This window comes from Roseomonas gilardii, from assembly GCF_001941945.1.
Taxonomy (GTDB): Bacteria; Pseudomonadota; Alphaproteobacteria; order Acetobacterales; family Acetobacteraceae; genus Roseomonas.
Genome location: NZ_CP015583.1, coordinates 211,893 through 235,761 on the forward strand (window position 1 = coordinate 211,893; position 23,869 = coordinate 235,761).

The 23,869-nt window shown below is 70.5% G+C and carries 22 protein-coding genes; 9 read left to right on the top strand and 13 right to left on the bottom strand.

Annotated features, from left to right (window positions below; all coding sequences use genetic code 11):
• Window positions 1-11: 11 nt before the first annotated feature.
• From RGI145_RS00960 to RGI145_RS00980, 5 genes are all read right to left on the bottom strand, one after another.
• A complete protein-coding gene (locus RGI145_RS00960; RefSeq protein WP_075796861.1) occupies window positions 12-2,327 on the bottom strand; it encodes a 3-hydroxyacyl-CoA dehydrogenase/enoyl-CoA hydratase family protein in 2,316 nt (771 codons plus the stop codon).
• Entirely contained in the window at window positions 2,324-3,463 is a 1,140-nt protein-coding gene (locus RGI145_RS00965; protein ID WP_075796862.1) for a thiolase family protein, read from the bottom strand. The genes RGI145_RS00960 and RGI145_RS00965 overlap by 4 nt, the downstream gene beginning before the upstream one ends.
• Window positions 3,464-3,758: 295 nt before the next feature.
• Window positions 3,759-4,136 carry a MerR family transcriptional regulator gene (locus RGI145_RS00970; protein WP_075796863.1) on the bottom strand — a complete coding sequence of 126 codons (378 nt, stop codon included), beginning with the start codon at window positions 4,134-4,136 and terminating at the stop codon, window positions 3,759-3,761.
• A gap of 66 nt (window positions 4,137-4,202) precedes the next feature.
• On the bottom strand, window positions 4,203-6,035 hold the full coding sequence (locus RGI145_RS00975) for a long-chain-fatty-acid--CoA ligase (RefSeq protein ID WP_075796864.1): 1,833 nt from the start codon (window positions 6,033-6,035) through the stop codon (window positions 4,203-4,205).
• A gap of 14 nt (window positions 6,036-6,049) precedes the next feature.
• On the bottom strand, window positions 6,050-7,408 hold the full coding sequence (locus tag RGI145_RS00980) for an OmpP1/FadL family transporter (RefSeq protein ID WP_167668213.1): 1,359 nt from the start codon (window positions 7,406-7,408) through the stop codon (window positions 6,050-6,052).
• A gap of 121 nt (window positions 7,409-7,529) precedes the next feature.
• On the opposite strand from RGI145_RS00980, the gene RGI145_RS00985 reads away from it, so the two are divergent.
• Window positions 7,530-7,847, top strand: a complete 318-nt coding sequence (locus RGI145_RS00985; protein WP_075796866.1) for an SCP2 sterol-binding domain-containing protein — start codon at window positions 7,530-7,532, stop codon at window positions 7,845-7,847.
• Between the two features lie 237 nt (window positions 7,848-8,084).
• Here RGI145_RS00985 and RGI145_RS00990 read toward each other — a convergent pair whose 3' ends face one another.
• From RGI145_RS00990 to nfi, 4 genes are all read right to left on the bottom strand, one after another.
• Entirely contained in the window at window positions 8,085-8,627 is a 543-nt protein-coding gene (locus tag RGI145_RS00990) for a hypothetical protein (RefSeq protein WP_075796867.1), read from the bottom strand.
• Between the two features lie 363 nt (window positions 8,628-8,990).
• On the bottom strand, window positions 8,991-9,446 hold the full coding sequence (gene hemJ / locus RGI145_RS00995; RefSeq protein ID WP_075796868.1) for a protoporphyrinogen oxidase HemJ: 456 nt from the start codon (window positions 9,444-9,446) through the stop codon (window positions 8,991-8,993).
• On the bottom strand, window positions 9,446-10,111 hold the full coding sequence (locus RGI145_RS01000) for an HAD family hydrolase (protein WP_075796869.1): 666 nt from the start codon (window positions 10,109-10,111) through the stop codon (window positions 9,446-9,448). The genes hemJ and RGI145_RS01000 overlap by 1 nt, the downstream gene beginning before the upstream one ends.
• Window positions 10,112-10,244: 133 nt before the next feature.
• Window positions 10,245-10,982, bottom strand: a complete 738-nt coding sequence (nfi, locus tag RGI145_RS01005) for a deoxyribonuclease V (protein ID WP_075796870.1) — start codon at window positions 10,980-10,982, stop codon at window positions 10,245-10,247.
• A 119-nt stretch (window positions 10,983-11,101) separates the two neighbouring features.
• On the opposite strand from nfi, the gene RGI145_RS01010 reads away from it, so the two are divergent.
• Window positions 11,102-11,698, top strand: coding sequence for a 3'-5' exonuclease (locus RGI145_RS01010; RefSeq protein WP_075796871.1), 597 nt, complete (start codon window positions 11,102-11,104; stop codon window positions 11,696-11,698).
• 388 nt (window positions 11,699-12,086) lie between these two features.
• Here RGI145_RS01010 and RGI145_RS01015 read toward each other — a convergent pair whose 3' ends face one another.
• The gene (locus tag RGI145_RS01015) at window positions 12,087-13,001 is read right to left on the bottom strand and encodes an AEC family transporter (protein ID WP_075796872.1); all 915 of its coding nucleotides are present in this window, start codon (window positions 12,999-13,001) and stop codon (window positions 12,087-12,089) included.
• Window positions 13,002-13,230: 229 nt separating this feature from the next.
• Between RGI145_RS01015 and RGI145_RS01020 the strand changes: the two genes are divergently transcribed.
• From RGI145_RS01020 to RGI145_RS01030, 3 genes are all read left to right on the top strand, one after another.
• Window positions 13,231-14,337 carry a TRAP transporter substrate-binding protein gene (locus RGI145_RS01020; RefSeq protein WP_075796873.1) on the top strand — a complete coding sequence of 369 codons (1,107 nt, stop codon included), beginning with the start codon at window positions 13,231-13,233 and terminating at the stop codon, window positions 14,335-14,337.
• A gap of 130 nt (window positions 14,338-14,467) precedes the next feature.
• Entirely contained in the window at window positions 14,468-14,881 is a 414-nt protein-coding gene (locus RGI145_RS01025; protein WP_075796874.1) for a DUF2501 domain-containing protein, read from the top strand.
• A 295-nt stretch (window positions 14,882-15,176) separates the two neighbouring features.
• Complete coding sequence (locus tag RGI145_RS01030) at window positions 15,177-15,932, top strand: SH3 domain-containing protein (protein ID WP_075796875.1); 756 nt, start codon at window positions 15,177-15,179, stop codon at window positions 15,930-15,932.
• Window positions 15,933-16,563: 631 nt separating this feature from the next.
• On the opposite strand, the gene RGI145_RS01040 is transcribed toward RGI145_RS01030, so the two are convergent.
• Window positions 16,564-17,244: a GntR family transcriptional regulator gene (locus RGI145_RS01040; RefSeq protein WP_075796877.1), complete on the bottom strand. Its 681-nt coding sequence runs from the start codon at window positions 17,242-17,244 to the stop codon at window positions 16,564-16,566.
• Between the two features lie 164 nt (window positions 17,245-17,408).
• Here RGI145_RS01040 and RGI145_RS01045 point away from each other — a divergent pair, with 164 nt between their 5' ends.
• Together RGI145_RS01045 and RGI145_RS01050 are read left to right on the top strand one after the other, a co-directional pair.
• Entirely contained in the window at window positions 17,409-18,341 is a 933-nt protein-coding gene (locus tag RGI145_RS01045) for a dihydrodipicolinate synthase family protein (protein WP_027280827.1), read from the top strand.
• An 86-nt stretch (window positions 18,342-18,427) separates the two neighbouring features.
• A complete protein-coding gene (locus RGI145_RS01050) occupies window positions 18,428-20,026 on the top strand; it encodes an ABC transporter substrate-binding protein (RefSeq protein WP_075796878.1) in 1,599 nt (532 codons plus the stop codon).
• A 307-nt stretch (window positions 20,027-20,333) separates the two neighbouring features.
• Here RGI145_RS01050 and RGI145_RS01055 read toward each other — a convergent pair whose 3' ends face one another.
• Window positions 20,334-21,332 (bottom strand): Bug family tripartite tricarboxylate transporter substrate binding protein, encoded by a 999-nt coding sequence (locus RGI145_RS01055; protein WP_075796879.1) that lies wholly within the window; start codon window positions 21,330-21,332, stop codon window positions 20,334-20,336.
• 133 nt (window positions 21,333-21,465) lie between these two features.
• Here RGI145_RS01055 and RGI145_RS01060 point away from each other — a divergent pair, with 133 nt between their 5' ends.
• Complete coding sequence (locus RGI145_RS01060; RefSeq protein ID WP_075796880.1) at window positions 21,466-21,954, top strand: MarR family winged helix-turn-helix transcriptional regulator; 489 nt, start codon at window positions 21,466-21,468, stop codon at window positions 21,952-21,954.
• 115 nt (window positions 21,955-22,069) lie between these two features.
• On the opposite strand, the gene RGI145_RS01065 is transcribed toward RGI145_RS01060, so the two are convergent.
• Window positions 22,070-22,996 (bottom strand): LysR family transcriptional regulator, encoded by a 927-nt coding sequence (locus RGI145_RS01065; RefSeq protein ID WP_075796881.1) that lies wholly within the window; start codon window positions 22,994-22,996, stop codon window positions 22,070-22,072.
• 92 nt (window positions 22,997-23,088) lie between these two features.
• Here RGI145_RS01065 and RGI145_RS01070 point away from each other — a divergent pair, with 92 nt between their 5' ends.
• Window positions 23,089-23,862, top strand: coding sequence for an alpha/beta fold hydrolase (locus RGI145_RS01070; RefSeq protein WP_237183154.1), 774 nt, complete (start codon window positions 23,089-23,091; stop codon window positions 23,860-23,862).
• Window positions 23,863-23,869: the final 7 nt, after the last annotated feature.

Here is a 23,869-nt window from a genome sequence, read left to right on the forward strand (position 1 = left end):
GGACCAGGGCATCAGTTCCGCAACGGCCTGCCCGTCTCGAGCATGTGCTCGACGCGGGCAAGGCTGGCGGGATGGCGCAGCAGGGCCATGAAGTGCTTCCGTTCGAGGGACAGCACGCGCTCCTCCGGCACCTCCTCGGTATAGTCCGCCGCCTCGCCGCCGGTGAGCGTGTCGGCGAGATACGCGCAGACCACCTCGTCATGCGGCGTCGCCTTGCCGAGCTTCACGGCGCTGCCCACGGCGAGGTCGAGCGCGGCACGGCCGGACGGCCCGGCAAGGCGCAGCGGCGCGGGCTGCTGCGGCTCGTAGCCCTCCACCATGGCCAGCGCCCGTTCCCTGGCATCGGCCAGCAGGCGGTCGCGGTTCATGGTGATGCCGTCCGTGGCGCGGAGGAGCTGGAGTTCCTTCGCCTCGAAGGCGGATTTCGCCACCTGTGCGGTGGAGATCATCTCGAAGGTCTTGGCCAGCGGTGGCATCGGTCCGTGCGGCAGGCCGGGCGCCGACTGCCAGCGGCGCAGCAGGGTGGCGCAGCCCCCCCAGCCGGGGATCAGCCCGACGCCGACCTCGACGAGGCCGATATAGCTCTCCGCATGCGCCTGCACCGCGTCGCAGTGGAGCAGGATCTCGCAGCCGCCGCCGAGCGCCATGCCGGAAGGCGCGCCGACCACGGGGAAGGGGGCGTCGCGCAGCGCGCGATAGGTCTTCTGCCCCTGCTCCACCAGGGATTCGATCTCCCCCCAGGCGGCGATGTTCGCGGCGAAGAGGGCGAGGCCGAGATTGGCCCCGGCGGAGAAATGCGAGCCCTCGTTGTGGATCACCAGCGCGCGGAAGGCACCCTTCTTCCCCAGCGCGATGGCCTTGCCGATCAGCGCCATGACCTCCGGGTCCAGCGCGTTCATCTTGGTGTGGAATTCCAGGCAGGCGGCGCCCTCGCCGATGTCCCAGAGGCTGGCTGAACCGTTGCGCAGCAGCGGCTTCGAGCGGCGCTTGATGTCGGCCAGCAGCAGCACGCCCTCGGCCCGCGGCACGGGATGGTATTCGCCGTCCACTCCCAGGAACTGCAGCACGCCGCCCTCGGTGCGGTAGAAGCTGCGCTCCCCGGCCCGCTCCAGCAGCGCGGGCACCGGACGCCCTTCCTCGCGCAGTGCCTGGGCCAGCCAGCCGGGGCCGAGCCGGTCGATCAGCTCGAAGGGCCCGTATTTCCAGTTGTAGCCGAGCCGCATCGCCGTATCGACGGCATCCACGTCATCCGCGATCTCCCCCACCAGCGAGGCGGCATAGGAGAGCGTGTCCAGCAGCAGCGCCCGGGCGAAGCGGCCGCCGCGGTCGGGATGCGCCACCAGCCGGCGCAGGTCCCTGGCCCCGGCCTCCAGGCTTTCCAGCGCCGGCTTCTCGCTGTCGCGGTCCTCGCCCGTCCAGAGGTCGATGGCGCGCTTGAGGCTTTTCCCGCCGGCATCCTGGCCACGCGTGTAGAAGCCGCCCAGCTTGCTCTTGCGCCCGGTGCGGCCGCTCTCGATCAGCTTCGTCACCACCGGATGCTCGCGGTGCAGGGCGCGGTAGGCATCGCCTTCCGGCAGGCTGGCGAGCAGGCTGCGGGAGACATGCGGCATCAGGTCCAGCCCGACCAGGTCCAGCAGGCCGAAGACGCCCGTCTTCGGCACGCCCATCGGCCGCCCGGCCACGGCATCGGCCTCCTCGATCGAGAGGCGCAGCTCCGTGGCATGGTTCACCGCCGACTGCATCCACAGCGTGCCGATGCGGTTGGCGATGAAGCCCGGCGTGTCCTTCGCCATCACCACCGTCTTGCCGAGGCGCCGGTCGGCGTTCTCCCGGATGGTGGCCAGCACACCTGCGTCGGTCCGCGGCCCGGCCACCACCTCCAGCAGCCGCATGTAGCGGGGCGGGTTGAAGAAATGCGTGATCAGGAAGTGCCGCGCGCGTTCCGCCGGCATGCCCTCGGTCAGCGCCTGCAACGGGATGGTGGAGGTGTTGGAGGACAGCACCGCCCCCGGCTTCAGCACCCCGTCGAGGCGGGCATAGAGGTCGCGCTTGGCCTCCAGCCGCTCGGTGATCGCCTCCACCACCCAGTCGCATTCGGCGAGCAGGCGCAGGTCGCTCTCCAGCTCGCCCGGCTGCACCAGCTTCGCTGCGGCCCGGCTCATGAAGGGAGCCGGATCGGCCTTGAGCATCGCCGCCACCGCCTTGGCCGCGCCGCCTGGCACGACATCCAGCAGCACCACCGGCAAGCCGGCATTGGCCATCTGCGCCGCGATGCCGGCGCCCATCACCCCGGCGCCGATGACGCCGACCCGCTGGATCGTGCTCATTCCACCGCCTCCAGCACCGTGGCGATGCCCTGGCCGCCGCCGATGCACTGGGTGGCGAGCGCATAGCGCCCGTTCTGCCGCCGCAGCAGCGAGGCGGCCTTGCCCACGATGCGCGCCCCCGTCGCGCCCAGCGGATGGCCGAGCGCGATGGCGCCGCCATCGATGTTCACCATGGCCGGATCGAGCCCCAGCTCGCGGATGCAGGCGATGGACTGGCTGGCGAAGGCCTCGTTCAGCTCCACCACGTCAAGGTCGCCCACCCCGATCCCCGCCCGGGCCAGTGCCTTGCGCGAGGCCTCGACCGGCCCCATCCCCATGATCTCAGGCGCGCAGCCCGCCACGGCGATGCCGCGGATGCGGGCCAGCGGCTCCATGCCGCGCGATCGTGCATGTTCCTCCGAACAGACCAGCAGCGCCGCGGCGCCATCGGTGAGCGGCGAGGAGGTGCCGGCCGTCACCGTGCCTTCCTTGTCGAAGGCGGGCTTGAGCGAGGCGAGCCCGTCCGCCGTGGTGTCGGGGCGGATGCAGCCATCCGCCTCCACCGTCCCGGTCCTGGTGCGGATCGGCACGATCTCGGCGGAGAAATAGCCCTCCGCCTGGGCCTTCGCCGCCCGGCGCTGGCTCTCGGCAGCGAATTCCTCCTGCTCCCGCCGCGGGATCTGGTGCCGCCGCGCGACATTCTCCGCCGTCTCGCCCATCGAGATGTAGGCTTGCGGGAACTCCTTCGCGAGCACGGGATGCGGCAGCGGGTTGAAGCCCATGATCGGCACCCGCGACATGCTTTCCACCCCGGCGCAGAGGAAGGCCTCCCCCGCCCCCATGCGGATCGCCCCCGCCGCCTGATGCACCGCCTGCATCGAGGAGCCGCAGAAGCGGTTCACCGTCACCCCGCCCGCCGCCTGCGGCAGCCCGGCCAGGAAGCTCGCCAGCCGGGCGATGTTCAGCCCCTGCTCGCCCTCCGGAAAGGCGCAGCCCATGACCACGTCCTCGATCGCCGCTGGGTCCGCCTTCGATTCCGCCAGCAGCGCCCGCATCACCTGTGCCACCAGCTCGTCGGGCCGGACCCTGGCCAGGTCCCCCTTGCCGGCGAAGTGAAACGGCGAACGCCGATAGGCCGCGATCACCACATCCGTCATGGCTCGTTCCTCTGGTCCTTGGTGTTCTTGCGCGGCGCTCCGGAGAGGGCTCTGCCCTCCCCGGACCCCACCCGCCAAGGGACGCTGGTCCCTTGGAACCCTGTGGGCGCTCCGCGAGGAGGAGCTTCGACCGCCATTGCGCCAGGTGGCGACCGGCTGGCCATCACCCCTCCTCGCGGAGCGCTCATGGCGGGGTCTCGGCGGCACGCTGTGCCGCTGAGCGGCCCCTTCTTCAGCAAAGGGTCCGGGAGGCAGAGCCTCCCGGTTCCCGGGCCGAAGCACGAAGCCCCGAGGGTCAGCCCTGGCCGGAAAGGGCCTTCGCCGCCTGGGTCTCGATGTCGCGCAACTCGGTGAGGGTCTGTTCCAGGTCGGTGCGCTGTTGTTCCAGCCGGACGATGCGTTCGCGCACGCTGTCCAGCAGCCAGCGGATCTGTTCCGCCTGGCCGTGCCGCGCGTCGTAGAGGTCGAGATACTCGCGGATCTCGTTCAGCGAGAAGCCGAGGCGCTTGCCGCGCAACACCAGCATCAGCCGCGCCCGGTCGCGCCGGTCGAAGACCCGCGTGGTGCCGGCGCGTTCCGGGGCGAGCAGCCCCTTCGCCTCGTAGAAGCGGATCGCGCGCGGCGTGATGCCCAGCTCCTCGGCGAGCTGGTTGACCGTATAGAGCTGGCGCAGCCTGGAACCCCCTGTCTGCGGTGTGGCGGATGGATGCCGGAGCCTGTCGCGCTGGGTGGGTCATCGTCAGGCCCCTCCGCGCGGATGGCGCTCGCGCAGCTCCTGGCGCAGCTCGGTCTTGGAGAGCTTGCCCACCGCCGTGCGCGGCAGTTCCTCGCGCAGCTCGATCAGCCGCGGCCGCTCGATGGGCGAAAGGCGCTCCGCCAGGAAGGCATGCAGATCCTCCATCGTGAGGGAGGCGCCGGGGCGCGGCTGCACGAAGGCGGCGGGGCTCTCGCCGCGATACGGGTCGGGCATGCCCAGCACCGTCGCCGCCGCCACGTCGGGATGGGTGTAGAGCGCTTCCTCGATCGCGCGCGGATAGACGTTGAAGCCGGAGCACAGGATGATGTCCTTGATCCGGTCCACCAGCGTCACATAGCCGTCCGGCGCCATGATCCCGACATCGCCGGTGCGCAGGAAACCGTCGGGGAGCAGCACGCGCGCCGTCTCCTCCGGTTCCCCCCAATAGCCCTGCATCACGTTGGGCCCGCGCACGCAGAGCTCGCCGCGCTCGCCCGGCAGCAGGGCGCGGCCCGGGTCGTCCAGGGCGCGGATCTCCGCCTCCACGCCCGGCAGGGGCAGGCCGATGCTGCCGGCGCGGTTCTCGCCCACCAGGGGGTTGCAGAAGCAGACCGGCGAGGCCTCGGTGAGGCCGTAGCCCTCCACCAGAACGCAGCCGCTCGCCGCCTCGAAATCATGCTTCACCTCCAGCGGCAGGGGCGCGCCGCCGGAAATGCAGAAGCGCACGGAGGACAGCATCGCGCGCGGCGTGCCGGCATCGAGGATCGCCTTGAACAGCGTCGGCACGCCGGGCAGCAGGGTTGGCGGCTTGCGGCGCAGCGCCGTGCGGAAGCTAGCCTGGTCGTAGCGCGGCAGCAGCACGATCTCGGCACCCCAGGCGAGGCCGGCATTCAGCGCCACGGTCATGGCGAAGACATGGAAGAAAGGCAGCACGGCGAGCAGGCGCTCTTCGCCCTCGCGGCATTCGTGGAACCAGCACCGCACCTGCTCCAGGTTGGCGGTCAGGTTGGCATGGGTCAGCACCGCGCCTTTGGGCCGGCCGGTGGTGCCGCCGGTGAATTGCAGCACCGCCACGTCGCCGGGAGTTATGGCGGGGCCGTCACCCAGGGGCGGCGCCTCCAGCAGCGTGTCGAAGAGCGTGACCTGCGGGTCGTGGCGCGGCACGGTGCCGATGCTGGCGCGGCGCGCGAGGCGGAAGCCGATGCCCTTGAGCGCCGGCAGCGCCCCGGCGAAGCGGCAGGCCACCACGTGCCGCAGCGGACCGTCCTCCCGCCCCGGGCGGCGGAGCAGGCCGAGCACGCGCTCCAGCATCGGCTCCAGGTCGAGCACCACCATGATCCGCGTGTCCGAGGCGCGGGCCTGGGCCGAGAGTTCCATCGGCATGTGCAGCGGGTTGAAATTCACCACCACGCCGCCGGCCTTCAGCACGGCGAAGTAGCTGATGACGTAGAAGGGGCAGTTCGGCATGCAGAGGCCGACATGCGTGCCCTTCCGCACGCCCAGGCGGCGGAAGCCCTCGGCGGCGCGGTCCACTTGCGCGCCAAGCTGGGCATAGGTCCAGCCACGGCCGAAGAAATCGAGGCAGGGCCGCTCCCCGAAACGCGCCACCGCATGGCGCAGCATCTCCGGCAGGGTGGCGGGGACGGGCAGGGCGCCCCAGTCCACCCCAGGCGGATAGCTGGCGAGCCAGGGATGGACGGCGTCCTGGTGCGGCACTCCGCCCGCGCCGCCGGGGGCGGGCGCCCTGTCCGGTGGCGGGGTGGAAAAGCCGGAGGAGGGCGGCGGCACCGGCCGGGCCCGTTCCGCATCGCCTGCCATCGTTCCGTCGCCCTGCATGTCCGCCCCCGCCGCTACAGGCTGATTCGCGCCTGCAGCGCGAAGACATCGACCGAGTTGCTGTAGCGCTGGTCGAGGTCGCCCCGCAGGAAGTCGGCCGAGCCGGGGCTGCCGGCGCGGAGGTGCACGACGCCATCGCGAGCGAAGATGTGCGAATAGCCCGCCGAGATCTCCATCCGATCCGTGACCTTGTAGGAAGCGCCGACCGAGAGCCAGTAGCGGTCCGTGTCGGGCACCCGCGGCGTGCGGTAGGCGCTCTTCACCGGCGACTGGTCATAGGCGAAGCCGGTGCGCAGCCGCAGCTTCTCGTTGAGCTGGTATTCCGTGCCGATCGAGGCGAAGACCGTGTCGCGCCAGTTCTCCGCCGTCACTGTGTCCGCGCGGCCATCCGCCTTGATGCGGAGCTCCTGGAAGCGCGACCAGTTGGTCCAGCTGACATCGGAGAGCAGCGTCCAGCCACGGCCGAGATCCTGCCACAGGCCGAGGGTCGCGCTTTCCGGCGTGGTGACCTTGGCGCTGCCCCGGGCGGCGCGGAAGCTGTTCGCCAGGGCGGAGGGCACGTTTTCGAAGCTCAGCCAGGAACCGTCCAGCTTCTGGAAGACCGCGGAGCGGAAACTGGCGCCGAGCCGCGTTCCGGGATGCGGCTCCCACAGCGTGCCGATCTGCCAGCCGACGGAATAGTCGTCGCCCTTGACCGAGCCGATCCCGTCGGCGCTGCCCGGCGTCAGCCCCAGCCGGCCGAGCCCTGCGGCGGCGCCGACCGAGCCGAAATCCACCGCGTTCGACAGGCGCGCGCTCATGTACTGCACGATCAGCGAGGCACCCACCGAGAATTCCGGCGTCGCCTTCCAGGCCACCGAGGGTGTCACCTCGAAGGTGCGCAGCACGCTGGTCATGGCGTGGTAGCGGGCCACGTCGCCGGCCTCGGTCTTGGTGATCAGGCCCCAGGGCGAGTTCATCGAGAGGCCGAGCCACCAGTCGGGGGACAACTGGTACGTGGCATAGCCCGCCGGCACCAGGGCGCTCTGGGCCACGTCGCCGCCCGTGCCGCCCAGGACCGGCGATCCGCCGAGCGCCGCGCCCCGCCGGCCGCTGCTCGAATCCACCTCGGCGCTCGGGGACACATAGGTGAGGACCTGGCTGGCCTGGAAGCCCGGCAGCCGGACCATCGAGGCGGGATTGAAGAACTGCATGGAGGGGTCGTCGGCGCGCGCGGTGCTACCGGCGAAGGAGCTACCCTGTCCCAGCGCGCTCTGGTCGCGCAGGAAATAGCCGGAGGCCTGGGCCGGTGTGGCGCCCCATCCCATGACGGCGACGCCAACGGCGGCCCCTGCGGCGAGGCTCCGGCAACAGCAGCGGGCTGTTCCCTCCATGTCCATCTGTCTCCTCTCCTTGCGGGGGCCGTTCACAGCCGGCCCTCCGATTTGTAACCTATTAGGGAGGCAGTTGACGTTAAGGTCAACAGGAATCGATTCTGCAACGCGGGAGGCCCCCATGGTTTCGACGGACGAGCTGATAAGCGCCATGCTTGCGCGAGCACCGGCTCTGCGCAGGCTTGGCTACAAGGTCCGAATCGATATCAGCGATTTGGATGAGAGCGTGCTTCTGGATGCAACCGGAAGTCAGCTCGATATTCGTCCGGCCTCGCCCGAGGACGAGGTGGACACCGCGCTGCGCCTCAGCGCCGCGGACCTGGGCAAGCTGATGGCCGGGCGCCTCAACCCCATGCTCGCCTTTTCCACCGGCCGGCTCAGGGTCGAAGGATCGAAGGGCGTGGCTCTCAAGCTCGCCAATCTGCTCGACGAGGATTGAGACGGGGGCGGCTCCCGCCGGATGCTCCGCGTCTCGCATCCGGCATCGCGCCGGAAAGCCGTGCTCCCGGACGGGTTGCCGGTACCACCAGCGCGGGAAGGGGGTTCAGAAAGGAAAAGGGGGAGGCGCGATGCCTCCCCCTGATACCGTTCGGTTAGAGCCACCATCCTGGCCCGCCTCTTGGGGTGCGGACAGGATGGCATGGCGGTCCTCCGCCTTAGGCGAAGGCCCGCCGGGTCACTGGACCTGGCGCAGGCTGCCGTCCGGCATCCGCTCGAAGGCACCGCCGCCGCCCAGGAAGGCGCCGTTGATGTCGCGGGTGCTCTTCGCCGCGTCCGGACCGCCGATCACGACGCCCGTGCCCGTGGCGGCGGGCGCCGCCGGGGCGGCCTTGGCCGGGGCCGCACTGGCCGGGGCCCCAGGGCGCTGGCGGCGCTGGAACGGACCGGTGCCGGGGCCGCCGCGGGCCTCGGAGCCGACGCTGCTCGTGTCGCGCGGGGTCGCGCCCGGCGTGGCCTGGCTGTTCGGCTGGCTCGCCATCGGGCGCAGCTCGCGCGGCTCGGAACCGACGCGGCTGTTGTCGCGCGGGGTCGCGCCCGGCGTGGCCTGGCTGGTCGGCAGGTTCTCCAGCGGCTTCAGCTCGCGCGCCGTGGAACCGGCGCTGCTGTTGTCGCGCGGCGTCGCCTGGCTCGGCGTCAGGGTGGTCTGGGCCTGAACGGCGATCGGAGCGATCCCCGCCGCCAGGGCAAGAGCGAGGATCGTCACATGGCGTTGGGCCATTGGCATGTCTCCATCTTGATCGCGCGGGCCGGCAAGCGAATCCGCCTCGGCGATCTGGCTGCCCGGCTATCATGAAGTTGCGGCAGAACGGCCACAACCTGCCTGTTCAACTGTTGCATTTTTGCAGCGTGGGCTTTTGCCAGGGAGAAATCCTGCGGTGAGTGTTTGGTATTTCGCAATATAAACCGCGCGGTTGCGTCCATAGCTCCCATGAGATCATGCGTGGCGACTTGAACGCAGGCCGGTCCTTGCAGTGCGGCAACGGGAAGTTGCATCATCACATTTCTGTGATTTTACGCGAGATGGATGAGCCGGGCGCCTTGGCGGCCGTGAAAGACCGCGTGCCGGCCGGCGAAGCCAGGTTCAGAAAGGCCGCACGATCACCATGATCACGATCAGCACCAGCAGCACGGTCGGCACCTCGTTCACCACCCGCCAGAAGGTCGCCGAATGGCGGCGCTCATCGGCCAGGAAGTGCTTGCGCTGGACGGCGAGGTAGCCGTGCAGGGCGCTCATCGCCAGGAAGCCGAACATCTTCGCGTGCCACCAGCCCGCGCTCCAGTCCACGACGCCCGGGGTCATCACCAGGGTCAGGCCGAAGATCCAGGTGGCGATCATCGCCGGGTTGATGATGCCGCGCAGCAGCCGGCGCTCCATCACCTTGAAGGTCTCGCTCATCGGCGAGCCCGGCGCGGTGTCGCTGTGGTACACGTAGAGGCGCGGCAGGTAGAACATGCCGGCCATCCAGGCGATGACCGAGATCAGGTGCAGCGCCTTGGTCCAGGGATAGAGCTGGCCCAGGTCCAGGATGCCCCCCATCACGCCGCCTCCTCGTCCAGCCCGAGCAGGCCGGGCAGTTCCGAAAGCTCCTCGAACAGGGCGGAAACGCCCACGGCGCGCAGCGCCTCCGGCTCCGTCCTGCGGCAGAAGCCCAGGACTCGGCAGCCCGCTGCCACCCCGGCGCGGGCGCCGGTCGGGCTGTCCTCGATCACCGCGCAGTCCTCCGGTGCCGCGCCGCAGGCCGTCGCCGCGGCGAGGTAGATGTCCGGATGCGGCTTGGGCCGCGCCACATCCTCGAAGGAGAAGATCCGGTCGCCGAAAAACGGCGCGAAGCCCAGCCGGCCGAGCTTGGCGGACAGTTCGAGCCGGGAGGAATTGGAGGCCAGGGCGAGGGGCAGGGGGGAGCGGCTCAGCCTTTGCAGCAGCGCCTCCGCCCCCGGCACGGGCGGCACCTCCCGCGCCATGGTTTCCGTCACCTTGCGCTTGAGTTGCTCCGTCCAGTCCGGTGGCAAATGGCCGAGCTTCGCCTTCACCACGGGTGCCATGTCCGGCAGGGCCATGCCGAGGAAGACGGCGCCCGACTCCTCCGGTGTCAGCGCCCAGCCGCGCGCCGTCAGGTCCTCCGCCAGCACCCGGTCCACCAGATGCTCGCTATCGGCCAGGACACCGTCGCAGTCGAACAGGACCGCCTTGAAACCCCTCATGCCTCGCTCCGTCTTGCCGCCGTCGCCCCGATGCCTACTGGACCCGGGCCGGCCGGTCGATGCCCGCGCCACCGGAGGCCAGGGAAGGACGTTGCACAAGGACGGCCGGGAGATGACACGGGAGCAGCGGAGGTCAAGTGGCGGACCCTGCCGCCACGCCGGGCACCTCCGCATGCATTCCCAGGGCGAGACGCGCCGCGTTCGCTGCCAGATGGGCCTGTCGCGTCGCTTCCGGCAGGCGGTAGCCACGCAGCCCGCGCAGCACCCATTCCACCGCGCTGGCGAGCGAGATCCGGTGCCCCACGGAAACATAGACGGGGTTGGAGCGGCGCCGCGTCCGCAGCACCACCGCCAGCACCTGCCCTTCATGGACGAGGTTGACCCGGTCGCCTGGCTCCGGCCCCAACTCGCCGTCCGGATGGCCGAAGAGGCGCGACTTCGCCACGCCGATCGTGGGCACGTCCAGCACCACGCCGAGATGACAGGCGACGCCGAGCCCGCGGGGATGGCTGGCGCCGTGCCCGTCCACCATCACGAGATCGGGCTTCCGCTCCAGATGTCGCCAGGCCTCCACCAGCACCGGCACCTCGCGGAAGCCCAGGAAGCCCGGCACATAGGGCATGGGGGCACGGAGCACGGCCGCCTGGCTCTCCACGCCGGCGCCGCTCCCATCCGGATCGAGGGTGACCAGCGCCGCGAAGATCCTCTGCGCCGGATCGAAGCGGTCCAGGCTGGTATCCGCCCCGCCCAGCCGGTGCACCGGGCCGAAGGCATCCTCGCGCACCACCCGGGCCGCCATCTCCCGCTGCACCTGCCTTGCCCGGACCAGATCCGGCGGGCGGAGCCAGTCCTCCGGGATATCCTGCTGCATTCCCGCGCCGTTCCTCTCCTGCTGCTCTCCATGAAACCGGCGGGAAGGCCGCCGGTTTGGGCGGGACCGGACGGCCCCGCCCTTACCGGATCGCGCCGGGCTGTCCTAGGATGGCGGGAATGATGGACCTCGCCACGAAACCCGCCCCGGCGCACCCCGTGCTTTCCCTGCAGAGTGATGTGGTCGTCTTCGACACCGAGACCACCGGCTGCACCATCGGCGACCGGGTCGTTTCCCTTGGCGCGGTCCGGCTCGATCCCGCCCTGGACGTGGTGGCGACCCTGCATCTCGTCTTCGCGCCGGGCCGCCGCTGCCACCCGGGCGCGGTGCGGGTCCATGGCCTGACCGACCGCTTCCTGGCCCGCCAGCCGGCCTTCGAGGCCCATGCCGGGGAGGTCTCGGCCTTCTTCGAGGGGGCCGTGGCCTGCGCGCACAACCTCGCCTTCGACCGCCGCATGCTGGGCGGGGAATTCGACCGGCTGGGCCTCACCCGGCCCTGGCAGGGGGAATACTGCACCTTGCGCGCCTGGCGCCTCTACCGCCCTGGCCAGCGCGCCGGGCTGGATGCCGCCTCGGCTGCCCTGGGCCTCGCCCGGGAAAGCGACCAGCACGGCGCGCTGGAGGATGCCTGCCTCGCCAGCCAGCTCCTCCGCGCCCTGCACGGTCTGCCCCCCGGTCGCATGACCCTGCACGATCCGACGAACCTGCGGGACTGATCCCGGACCGGGTTCGCCCGGCTGTTCCGGCGTTGCGCCGTCCCGGGGGGAAAGGCTCCGCCTTGTCCCCCGGACCCCCTATCCGCCAGGACGCTTCGCGCCCTGGACCCGATGAGCTGGCACCTGCCGGCGCCGGATCGCGCCGGAGAGCCATGCTCTCTGGCGGACTGCCGATGGCACCAGCGCGAACAGGTGTTTTTCCTTCTTTTCGGGAGCCCCACCTTTCCGCCTGCTCCCAGGGATCGGGGATCAGGCTGACGGCCGCCATGCGGAGCCAACGAAAGCCCGGCGGTGTGGGGGTTCCGGGGGCGAGGCAGCGCCTCTCCCCCGGAGCCAGCCACCAAGGGAGCCGTTGTGCGGGTCAGGCCCGACGGCGGCGTCCGGCGGGTCAGGGCAGTAGCAGCCAGACCCAGAAGGGCAGGCTCAGCACCGCCAGGATATGCTGTCCGGTGGTCATGGCGGCGATGAGCGGCGCGTCGCCGCCCATGGCGCGCGCCATGACATAGCCTGTCGTGGCGGTCGGCATCGCCATGAACAGCACGGCGACCGAGGAGGCCAGGGCGTCGAGGCCGAAGAGCCGCGTCAGCATCAGGGTGAGGAGCGGCATCAGCAGCAGCTTCTGCGCCGCCACCAGATTCTGCAGCAGCGGCCGGTCCCACAGCGCCCCCGGGGTCAGCGCCGCCCCCACGGCCAGCAGGCCAAGCGCCACCGAGGCGCCGCCCAGCGCATGCAGCAGCGGCCCCACCCCCGGCGGCAGGCCGCCGAGGGCGGAAAGGGCGAAGCCCAGCAGGCAGGCCAGGATCAGCGGGTTGAGCGCCACCTGCCGCAGCACCGAGGCCGGGCGCGGCCAGCCGCGCTCACCGCCCATGGCGAAGGCGATGGTCAGGATGAGCTGCACGCAGGGCACGATCAGCCCGGTCGTCACCCCGCCCAGCGCCACGCCGGGCGGCCCCAGGACGCCGCCGGTGACGGCGAAGGCGACCAGGTTGTTGAAGCGGATCCCTCCCTGCAGCACCGAGGTCGCGCTGGCATGCCCCTGCCGCATCAGCCGGGCCAGCAACAGCGCCAGGGCGGTGCCGAGCAGCAGCGCCACCCAGATGCTGGCCGCCATGCCGCCGAACGGCAGGTTGCGCAGGTCCACCGAGGAGATCGAGGACACCAGCAGCGCCGGCATCAGCACATAGAAGACCAGTCGCTCGATGCCCGCCCAGACCGCGCCGTCGCGCAGCATGCGCCGCTTCAGCAGCATGCCGAGCACGATCAGCCCGAAGGCGGGCACGAAGGCGTCGAACCACATGGTCATGGCCGGACGGGTCCGCGGGAGGGGGGCGGTGCTGCATCGATTCGCGTCATCCCCGGCAGGCTATGGCATATCGGCGGAGGGGCCAGGGCCTCCGGGGCACCCAGTGGATGAGGCGGACCGGGCCGGCGTCGCGCCCGCCCACCTCGCCGCCCACTTCGCCGCCTACCTCTGGCGCTTCCGCTCGTTCTCTGCTGCTGTTGCGGCAAGAACCGGTTTCGGGAGGACCCCCATGCAACGCCGTGCCCTGCTGACCGCCGCCGTGGCGGCCGCGCCCGCCCTGCCCGCCGCCGCCCAGGCCCCGGCGCCCGCCGGCGGCGCGGAGGGCATGCCGGAAGTCCGTTGGCGCCTGACCAGCTCCTTCCCCCGCTCCACCGACATCCTCTACGGCACGGCCGAGAAGATGACGAAGCGCGTGGCGCAGCTCACCGACAACAGGTTCCAGATCCGCCTCTTCGCGGCGGGCGAGATCGTGGGCGGGTTGCAGGCGCTGGATGCCGTGCAGAACAACACGGTGGAGGCCTGCCACACCGCCACCTACTACTACACCGGCAAGGATCCCTCCTTCGCCTTCTTCACCGTCGTGCCCTTCGGCATGAACGACCGTCAGCAGACGAGCTGGTACCAGCAGGGCGGCGGCCAGGCGCTGATGGAGGAGCTGCTGAAGGACTACAATGCCGTGCCCTTCATGCTCGGCAACACCGGCGCCCAGATGGGCGGCTGGTTCCGCAAGGAGATCAAGGGCCTCGACGACGTGAAGGGGCTGAAGTTCCGCATTGCCGGCCTGGCGGGCGACATGTTCGCCAAGATGGGCGCGGTACCGACGCAGCTCGCCGCCAGCGACATCTACCCGGCGCTGGAACGCGGCACGATCGACGCGGTGGAATTCGTCGGCCCGCATGACGACGAGAAGCTCGGCTTCGCCCGCGTCGCGCCCTACTACTACTATCCGGGCTTCTTCGAGCCCTGCGCGCAGACGCACCTCCTGGTCAACCAGCGCGCCCTGGCCGCGCTGCCGCCGCATTACCGCGCGGCGCTGGAGACCGCCTGCGCCGAGGCGAACACCGACATGCTTTCGCGCTACGACCAGAGCAATCCGGAGGCGCTGCGGCGGCTGGTGGGCGCGGGCACGCAGCTCCGTCCCTGGCCGCGCGACGTCATGACCGCGGCCTGGAAGGCGGCGAACGAACTGTATGACGAGATCGGCAACCGCAACGAGCGCTTCAAGCGGATCTGGGAAAGCTACCGCAAGTACCGCGACGAGGAGTTCCTCTGGTTCCGCGTCGCGGAATACAGCTACGCCAATTTCGCCTTCACCGCGGCGCAGACGGTGAAATAGCCGTGCCGGGCGAGGCGGCAGCCCGCGCCTCGCCCTTTCCGGCCGCGCACGAAATCCTGTAGCCGACCCGGGTTGTGCCGGGGGGCGGCCTGTGCTCCGTCACCGCCTCCCGGAAGGTAAGGAGACGCCGATGCGACATCTCGTGACAGGCCTCGCCGCCATGGCCCTGCTGGCCGCCGCGCCCGCTGCCGTCACCCCCGCGCGGGCGCAGTTGATGGACACGCTGAAGAACGCCGCCGGCAACAGCCTCGGCAGCATCGCGGTGCCGTCCCCGGCCGCCGCCAGCAGCAGCAACATCGCGGGACTCATGCAGTACTGCGTGCAGCAGCGCCTGACCGGCGGCGCGGAGGCGGCCTCGGTGAAGGACCAGCTCCTGGGCAAGCTCGGCGGCACCGCGAAGCAGAGCAGCAACCCGGGCTTCGTCGAAGGCTCCAAGGGCGTGCTGGACGCGCAGGGCAAGAGCTTCGACCTCGCCAGCCTGAAGAGCGAGCTCGGGCAGAAGCTGTGCGACCAGGTCCTGCAGCGCGCCAAGTCACTGCTCTGAGGCCATCCGCCGCGCGGCCCCCGGGCACTGCCGGCGGGGGCGCCTGACGAAAGGCACAGTGGGCGGAGGACGCTTCCACCGGCCGCGCCACCCGTCGCCTGGCCGGGCCGTGTTCCCTGGCCCATAGGGCATCGCGCCGGTGAATTTCCGCCGGTCCGGCCAAACGTTACGATGGCAGCGGCGTTCTGTCCGCGAGTGGCCGGCTTGTCGGGTATGGCGACGCTGTTCCGGCGCGGCCGGCGTCCTGCCATGCCATGGGCCGGAGGCCCTCGACGGGACAGGAGGATCGGGTGCCGTGAAAGCCGTCATTGGACCGGGAATCGTCCGCGCCTGCACCGGCCTGGCCCTGCTGGCCGCGCTGGCCGCCTGCAACGAGAAGGACGCCAAGGACGGGGGCGGGCCTGACCGCCTGACGCAAGCCCAGGCGGCCACGGAGGCCGCCCTGCGCGCCGGACTCGCCTCCTATGGCCAGCCGGAGCTCCGCGCGGTGCAGAGCTATGTCCAGGCGATGCCAAACACGGTGGCCGTCTGCGGACAGGTCAACGCCAAGGGCGCCAGCGGCGCCTTCGTGCCCTTCGTGACCGTGGTGACCTATCCCGATGGCGCGGACCCGGCGCTGGAACAGCATGTCGCCTTGTCGGATGTCGAGGCGACGCGGGTCTATGTCGAGACCGTCTCCCGCTGCCGGGAGGAAGGCGGGCCGAAGCCCACCCTGCGGCAGGCCGCCCCGCCGCTCCTGCCGCCGGTCCCGGCCAACCTGCCGCAGGTGACGCAGGTGACCACCACCGTCGTGGTACCGAAGGGGGCGGACAGGGACCCGGCACAGCAGCGCACTCCGGCAGCGGCGGCCCAGAGCGCTTCCGGCACGCTGTCGATGCGGCAGCCGGGGAATCTCCGCGCGCATCCGAATGGCGGCGGGCAGGTGCTGCGGGTGGTGCCGGCCGGGACCAGCCTGACGATCTTCGGCACCGCTCCCGGCGGGTGGTATCAGGTCGGAGATTCCAGCCCCGAGGGATGGATCCATGGCAGCCTCGTCACCTTGCGGCGCTAGGACGGATCACCCGGAAGCCTGAATCCGCGGACGCACGAGGCACACCGCTCGAATTCCCGATTTACGTGTCCGGACGGGGATTCTGCTCGCGCGATGGATGATCTAACCTATCGGCCGGGCACGGATTCGAACACTTGGCCGATGACCGCCGGCCAGGGTCGGGCCCCGAGACGACAGGAGATCCTCCGTGGAACGACGCCGCCTGTTATTCGGCCTCTTGGCGAGCCTGTCGGTTGCGCCGGTGGTGGCGCTGACCGCACCGGAGGCCGAGGCCCAACCCGCACCGGGCGGTCCCCCCGGTGGACCTCCCGGTGGCCCCCATGGCGGCCCACCGCACCCACCCCGTCGTCCGCCGCCTCCGCCGCCCCGCCGCCGTCGCCGGCGCGTCCATCGCCGGCCGCCACCGCCACCACGGCATTACTGACCTCCCTCTTTCAGCAGGTCACCGACTTGGTGACAGCCGGAGCGCAGCCCCGCCGCTGGGCCGGACATGCCCGGGGGCCCATGCATTCCGCCATTCGCATGATGCGAAGGGATGGCGTTTGCCGGCCCTCGGCGCGTCATGGTTCGGGAGCAGCCACAGCGGTGACATTGCCTGAGCGGATGGGCCGTCCCGGGCAGGGGCGACAGCTCAGGCCGGAGTGGCGGGCAGGGGGCGTTCGCGAAGGAAGGCTTCCAGCGCCCCGGCCACATGCGCCACATGGGCGCGCAGCAGGGTGACGGCCGCGGCGACCTCGCCCTGGCGGCAAAGGCGCACCATCTCGCGGTGCTCGCGGTCGGCGCGCGCCAGTTCCGTCGGGTCGGCGGAAAGCTGCAACCGCGTGTAACGGTCGCATTCCTGCAGCAGGTTGGCGACCAGCGCCTCGGTGCGCGGCTTGCCGGCGCGGCTGTAGAGCAGGCGGTGGAGCTGCGTGTTCAGCTCGCCCCAGCGCCCGGTCTCGCCCTCGGCCAGGGCCTGGGAATAGTCCGCCACGATACGGTCCAGCGCGGCGAAATCCGCCCCGGTCAGGCGCGGCGCGGAATGTTCCAGCAGGCGCGGCTCCAGTAGGGCGCGCAACTCGAAGGCCTCGCCCACCTCCTCCGCCGAGAGGGCGGCGACCGTGGCGCCCTTGTGCGGCGAGATGCGGACGAAGCCCTCGGCCTCCAACTGGAACAGCGCCTCGCGCACGGGGATGCGGCTGACGCCGAATTCCTCGGCCAGACTGTCCTGGCGGAGCTGCGCGCCGGCCGGGTAGCGACCGTCGAGCACGCGGCGGCGGATTTCCTCCAGCACGGCGGCCGAGACGGTGCGGTGTTTCAGCGGCACGTTCATCCACTCTCCTCTCCCACCCGCCCGGCCTGACGCCGGGCGAGTGGAGCGCCCGATGTGGCACCGGCAGGTGTGCCTGTCATCCGGCGCAAAAACCTGTTGACTTGGATATTGTATAAAATCTACGAAGACGCCACCCGCAATCCCGTGACCGCCGGAACCGAGCCATGACCGCCAAGATCGACTGGCAGGGCGTCTTCCCCGCCGTGACCACCCAGTTCCGCGACGACCTGAGCCTGGACGTCCAGGCGACGCATCGCGTGATGCAGGCGCTGATCCGCGACGGCGTCTCGGGCCTGATCGTCTGCGGCACGGTGGGCGAGAACTGCTCCCTCTCGAAGGAGGAGAAGGTGGCGGTGATGGAGGCGGCCAAGGACGCCGCCGCCGGCCGCGTGCCGGTGATCGCCGGCATCGCCGAGTTCACCACGCCCTTCGCGTCGGCGATGGCGAAGGAGGCCGCGCGCATCGGGCTGGACGGCATCATGGTGATGCCGGCGCTGGTCTATTCCTCCAAGCCGCACGAGACGGCCGCACATTTCCGCGGCGTGTCCAAGGCCACCGACCTGCCGGTGATGGTCTACAACAACCCGCCCATCTACAAGAACGACGTGACGCCCGCGATCCTGGCCTCGCTGACGGATTGCGAGACCATCGTCTGCTTCAAGGAATCCTCGGGCGACGCGCGCCGCTTCACCGACCTGCGCAACATGGTGGGCGACCGCTTCCGCATGTTCGCCGGCCTCGACGACACCGTGCTGGAAAGCGTGATGCTGGGCGCCGAGGGCTGGGTCTCCGGCATGTCCAACGCCTTCCCGGCCGAGGGCGAGGCGTTGTTCCGCTTGGCCAAGGCAGGCCGCTATGCCGAGGCACGGGCGCTCTACGACTGGTTCATGCCGCTGCTGCACCTCGATGCGCGCCCCGACCTCGTCCAGTGCATCAAGCTCTGCGAGCACATCATGGGCCGCGGCACCTTCCTGACGCGCCCGCCGCGCCTGGAACTGCCGGAGGCCGAGCGCGCCGAGGTCGAGGCCCTGATGCGGGCGGCGCTGGCGAAGCGGCCGAAGCTGCCGGCGGACCTCGCTTTGCCCCAGGCGGCCTGATCCGCCAACCCGTCCCGGCACAGCCCCCGACACAGCCATCATCAGGCGCGTGCCGGGACGGACCGGCCGCGCAGGAGTCATCCGCCATGACACTGCACCGCCGCACCCTTCTCTCCGGTGCCGCCGCCCTTGCCGGGGGCGCCACGCTCGCCCGGCCGCATTTCGCGCGGGCGCAAGGCGGGAAGAGCGCCACGCTGCGCTTCATCCCCTCGACCCCGCTGCCCTCGCTCGATCCGATCGTCGCGACCAGCTACGTCATCCGCAACCACGGCTACCTGATCTACGACACGCTCTTCGCCACCGACGAGACGTTCGCGATCCGGCCGCAGATGGCGAGCGAGTGGCAGACCGCGCCGGACGGGCTGAAATGGACCTTCCACCTGCGCGACGGCCTCGCCTTCCATGACGGACAGCCGGTGCGGGCGCAGGACTGCATCGCCTCGATCCAGCGCTGGTCGAAGCGCGACGCCTTCGGCCAGACCTTCGCCGCTTTCGTCGAGGGCTACGATGCCGACGACGCGCGCACCTTTTCCGTGCGGCTGAAGCGGCCCTTTCCCATGCTGCCGGCGGCGCTGGGCAAGCTGTCCTCCAACGTGCCCTTCATCATGCCCGAGCGTGTCGCCCAGTCCGATGCCAGCAAGCCCATCGCCGACGCCACCGGCTCCGGCCCCTGGCGCTTCGAGGCGAAGGAATGGATCCCGGGGCAGAACGCCATCTATACCCGCAACGCCGCCTACAGGCCGCGCGAGGAAGCGCCCTCCTGGGCCGCGGGCGGCAAGGTCGCCAAGATCGATCGCATCGAATGGCTGGCGCTGACCGAGCCCGCCGCCGCCGTGGGCGCCATGGTGCAGGGCGAGGTGGACTGGTACGAGCAGCCGCCGATCGACCTGCTGCCGGTGTTGAAGCAGAACCCGAACATCCGCATCCAGAACGTGCCGCTCGGCCTGATCCTGCTGATGCGCTTCAATCACGCGCAGCCGCCCTTCGACAATCCGGGTGTCCGCCGCGCCGTGATGATGGCGATGCGGCAGGACGACTACATGCAGGCGGTGGTCGGCAGTGCGGAATACTACAGGGAAGCGAAGACCTTCTTCACCCCGGGTTCCCCCATGTCCACCGGTGCCGGTGGGGCCGAGGCGATGCGGGGCAGCCTGGAGCAGGGCCGGGCCATGCTGAAGGAGGCGGGCTACAAGGGCGAGAAGGTCGTGCTCCTCGCCCCCGCCGACCAGCCCATCGCCTACAACCAGTCGCTGGTGACACAGGAGCTGCTGAAGAATCTCGGCATGGTGGTGGACCTGGTCTCCACCGACTGGGCCACCTTCATCGGCCGCCGTTCCAACCGCGGCCCGGTGGAACAGGGCGGCTGGTCGGTCTTCCACACGCTCTGGTCGGGTGCCGACGTGCTGAACCCGGCACTGCATCCGCTGATCCGCGCCAATGGCGAGGCCGCCTGGTTCGGCTGGCCGAAGGACGAGGCACTGGAGGGGCTGCGCGACCAGTGGATCGCCACCGCCGACGCCGCGCAGCAGAAGGAGATCGCGGCGCGGATCGAGCGCCGGGCCTTCGAGGTGGTGCCCTATGCCCCGGGCGGGCTGGTGCAGCAGCCCATGGCCTATCGCGACAGTCTCAAGGGCATGGTGCTCTCGCCGGTGCAGTTCTTCTGGAACATGGAGAAGACGGCCTGAGCCACGCCGGCGGGGCGTTGGTGCGCTCCGCCGTCCCTGGGGGGAAGGCTCCGCCTTCGCCCCCGGAACTCCCCCTTTGGCCCCCCATCCGCCAGGATCCTGCGGACCCTGGGCCCGGTTTGTTGGCTCTTGCTGGCGCCGGATCGCGCCGGGAAGCATGGCTTCCCGGCGACTCTGGGCGTCGCCAGCGCGGGAAGAGTATTTTCTCCTCTTCGGGAGCCCCCGCTGATCCACCTGCTTTCGGGAATTGGCGGAGCCTCCCCCGGGGCCAGCCACGGGAGCGGCGTTCCGGCACCGCCTATCCGGATCAATCGAGCGAAACGCCGAGCTCGCGGATCAGCGGCACCCAGATCTTCCGCTCGCTGGCAAGCAGGGACTGGAAGGCTTCCGGTCCGCCCAGAAGCGGTTCGAGGCCGATGTCGCGCATGCGCGTGGCGGTCGCCGGGTCCTGGAGCGTCGCGGCGAGGGTCGCGGAAAGGCGATCGGCCTCCGCATCGGGCGTGCGCTTCGGCAGTACGAGGCCCTGCCAAGCGTAGGATTCGAAGCCGCGCAGGTCCAGGGCTTCCTGCACTGTCGGCACGTCCGGCAAGCCCGCGATGCGGGTGTCCGAGAAGACCGCCAGTGGCCTGATCTGGCCGGAGCGCAGGTATTCGCCGCCGGCGGCGTAGTCCACCACCATCGCCTCCACATTGCCGGACAGCAGGTCGTTCAGCGCCGGCGCGACACCGCGATAGGGGACATGGGTCAGCTCGATCCCGGTTTCGCGGGCCAGGCGAGCCATGGTCAGGTGGTGCGGCGATCCGATGCCGGCGGAGCCGTAGTTGATGCCGCGCGGCGCGGCCCTGGCGCGCTCGACGAAATCGCGGGCGTTGCGGGCCGGGGCTTCCTTCGTGACGGCCAGCACCATGTGGAAGCGGGCGAGCAACCCGACGGGACGGAAGTCGCGGTCCACGTCATAGGGTAGTTTCCTGAACAGGGCCGGGTTGAAGACCAGCGTGCCGTTGTCGGCGGTCAGCACGGTGTAGCCGTCCGGTGCCGCCTTCGCCGCAGCCTCGGCGCCGATGTTGGTGGCGCCGCCTGGACGGTTATCGATCACGAAGGACTGCCCGAGCCGCTGCGACAGGCCGACGGACACCAGCCGCGCGATCACGTCGGAACCGCCGCCCGCGGCATAGGGGACGATCCACTTGATCGGCCGGTCCGGATAGGCGGCGAGGGCGTGGCGCAGCGACGGCATGGCGAGGCCGCCGCCCAGGCCCAGGCTCGCCGCCAGGATGGATCGGCGCGCGATGCGGTGGTCGTTCATGGACACTCCCTTTTGCCGGTCGGCCCTCTCCCGGGGCCGGTCTCGTCCTGCGACCGGTTCCGGTAACGGACCGGAGGCCGCCTGGCCGGAGTTTCTATATGATATCATATGAAATGATAGCGGGGATTCACCGATGCCGGAACCGAACGCCTGCGCCGCGACGGCGCTGTGCCAGCATTGCGGCCCGCTGCGTCTGGCCGAGTTCCTGCCCTATCGCCTGTCCGTGGTGGCGGAAAGCGTCAGCCAGGCCTTCGCGGCACGCTATGCGGAGGAGTTCGGCCTTGGCGTTTCCGAATGGCGCGTCATGGCGGTTCTGGGCGAGAGCGAATGCCTTTCCACCCAGGCCGTGATCGGGCGGACGGAGATGGACCGTGTGAAGGTCAGCCGTGCCGTGATCCGCCTGGACGACCGCCGCCTGCTGCTGCGCGAGCCGCTGCCGGGCGACCAGCGCGCGCATCTCCTGCGCCTGTCGCCGCGCGGCCTGTCGCTGTACCGCCGCATCGTGCCGCGCGCCTGTGCGCTGCAGGCCGAGCTGGCCGGGGCGCTCGACCCGGCGGAACTGGCCGCGCTGGATGCGATCCTGACCAAGCTGCACCGGCAGGCCGCGCAACTGCCGCGATAGGCGTCACGGATGGCGGCTTTTCCACCCGTGGCCAGCCTCGATGGCTTCCGGGGTGACATAGGCCGGGCACGGCTGGATCATCCGCCACGTCATGGTCGGGCACGCCCCCCGGCTGTCATTCCGCGTCCCCGCTCCGCGAGCGATCGGATGCGTCGGCCCGCCCGCCCAGGAAACGTGCCTCGGCCACGAAGGCCGCCACGGCGGGGGAGCGCTCGTTGCTTCGTATCGCCAGCGCCAGGGCCGTCACCGGCGTCTCGCCTTCGATGTCGTGATAGGTCACGCCCCGGATCGCCGCGTCCCGCATGGAGGCCGGGACGAGCGCGACACCGAGCTCGGCCGCGACCAGAGCCAGGACGGAGGCCACCTGTGGCGCCGACTGGCCGATGATCGGCTCGAACCCGGCCTTGCGGCAGGCATTGATCGTCGCACCGAACAGGGTCGGGCCCAGCGCGCGCGGCGTGATGATGAAGGGATCGGCGGCGAGGTCGCTCAGGCGGACAGGCTTCTCATGGGCCATGCGGCTGGATGCCAGCGCGGCGATGAGGGGCTCCTCCTCCAGCGCATGGAGCCTGAGCCCATCCCGATCGATCGCTTCCGGCCGCAGGAAGGCGGCGTCCAGGCTGCCCGCGCGCAGCGCCTCGACAAGGCCGTTGGAATTCGCCTCCCGCAGGCTGAGTTCCACATCCGGGTAGCGCCGCCTGTAGGTGCGGATGGACAGCGGCACCCGGGGATTGAAGGCCGCGGACCCCGTGAAGCCGACCCTGAGCGTGCCGATCTCGCCGCGCGCGGCACGGCGCGCCGCTTCGGTCGCGCTTTGCACCTCGGCGGGAACGGCGTGGACGCGATCCCGGAACACCCTGCCGGCGGTGGTGAGTTCCGCACCTTTCGGACCACGATGGAACAGCGTGGCACCGATCTCCGCCTCCAGATCCTTGATCTGCTGACTGAGGGGAGGCTGCCCGATGCCGAGCCTCTGCGCGGCGCGGGTGAAGTGGCCTTCCTCGGCAACGGCCAGGAAGTAGCGGATGTGACGCAGCTCCACATCATCTCCAAAACATATCGAGAATGCCTGCACCATGTATTGGACAGATGAGGCGGGCAAGTTCCATCTTCCGGGCCAAGGAGCTGAACCACATGAGCCTGGCCTTCGATCTGGACAGAACGACCGCACTGCCGCCCGGCATGATGGCGCCCGCGACCATCCGGCCGTTGGAGCCGGTGGTCTTCCTGCCCGGCCTGCTGTGCGACCAGGCCCTGTGGCATCATCAGGTGCGGGCGCTGGCCGACATGTCCGCGCCGATGGTGGCGGACCTCACGCTGGATGCCTCCATCGCCGCCATGGCGCGGCGCACCCTGGCGGCGGCGCCGCCTCGCTTCTCGCTCGTCGGGCTGTCGATGGGCGGGTATGTGGCGCTGGAGATCATGCGGCAGGCGCCGGAGCGCGTGCGGCGCCTGGCCCTGGTCGATACCAGCGCGCGGGCTGACAGCCCCGAGCGCATCGCCCAGCGGCAGGCGGGCATGACCTCGCTCCGCCATGGGAAGTTCGTCGGCATCACCCGCAGGCTGCTCGGCGACCTCGTGCATCCCCGCCACGTCGAGGGCCATGTCGCGGGCGAGATGCGGGCGATGGCCCTGCGGGTCGGCGGAGAGGCCTTCCTCCGCCAGCAGATGGCGATCATGACCCGCGCCGACGCACGTCCCACGCTGTCCTCCCTGCCCGCCGAGACGCTGGTTGTCGTGGGCGAGGATGACCGCGTGACCCCCGTGGAGCATGCGGAGGAGATGCATGCGGGCATCGGCGGTTCCACCCTCCACGTCATCCCGAATTGCGGCCACATGCCCGCCCTGGAGGAGCCGGATCTGCTCAGCGACCTGCTGCGCGACTGGCTTCAGGCCGGCGAAGCCTGAGGCCAGG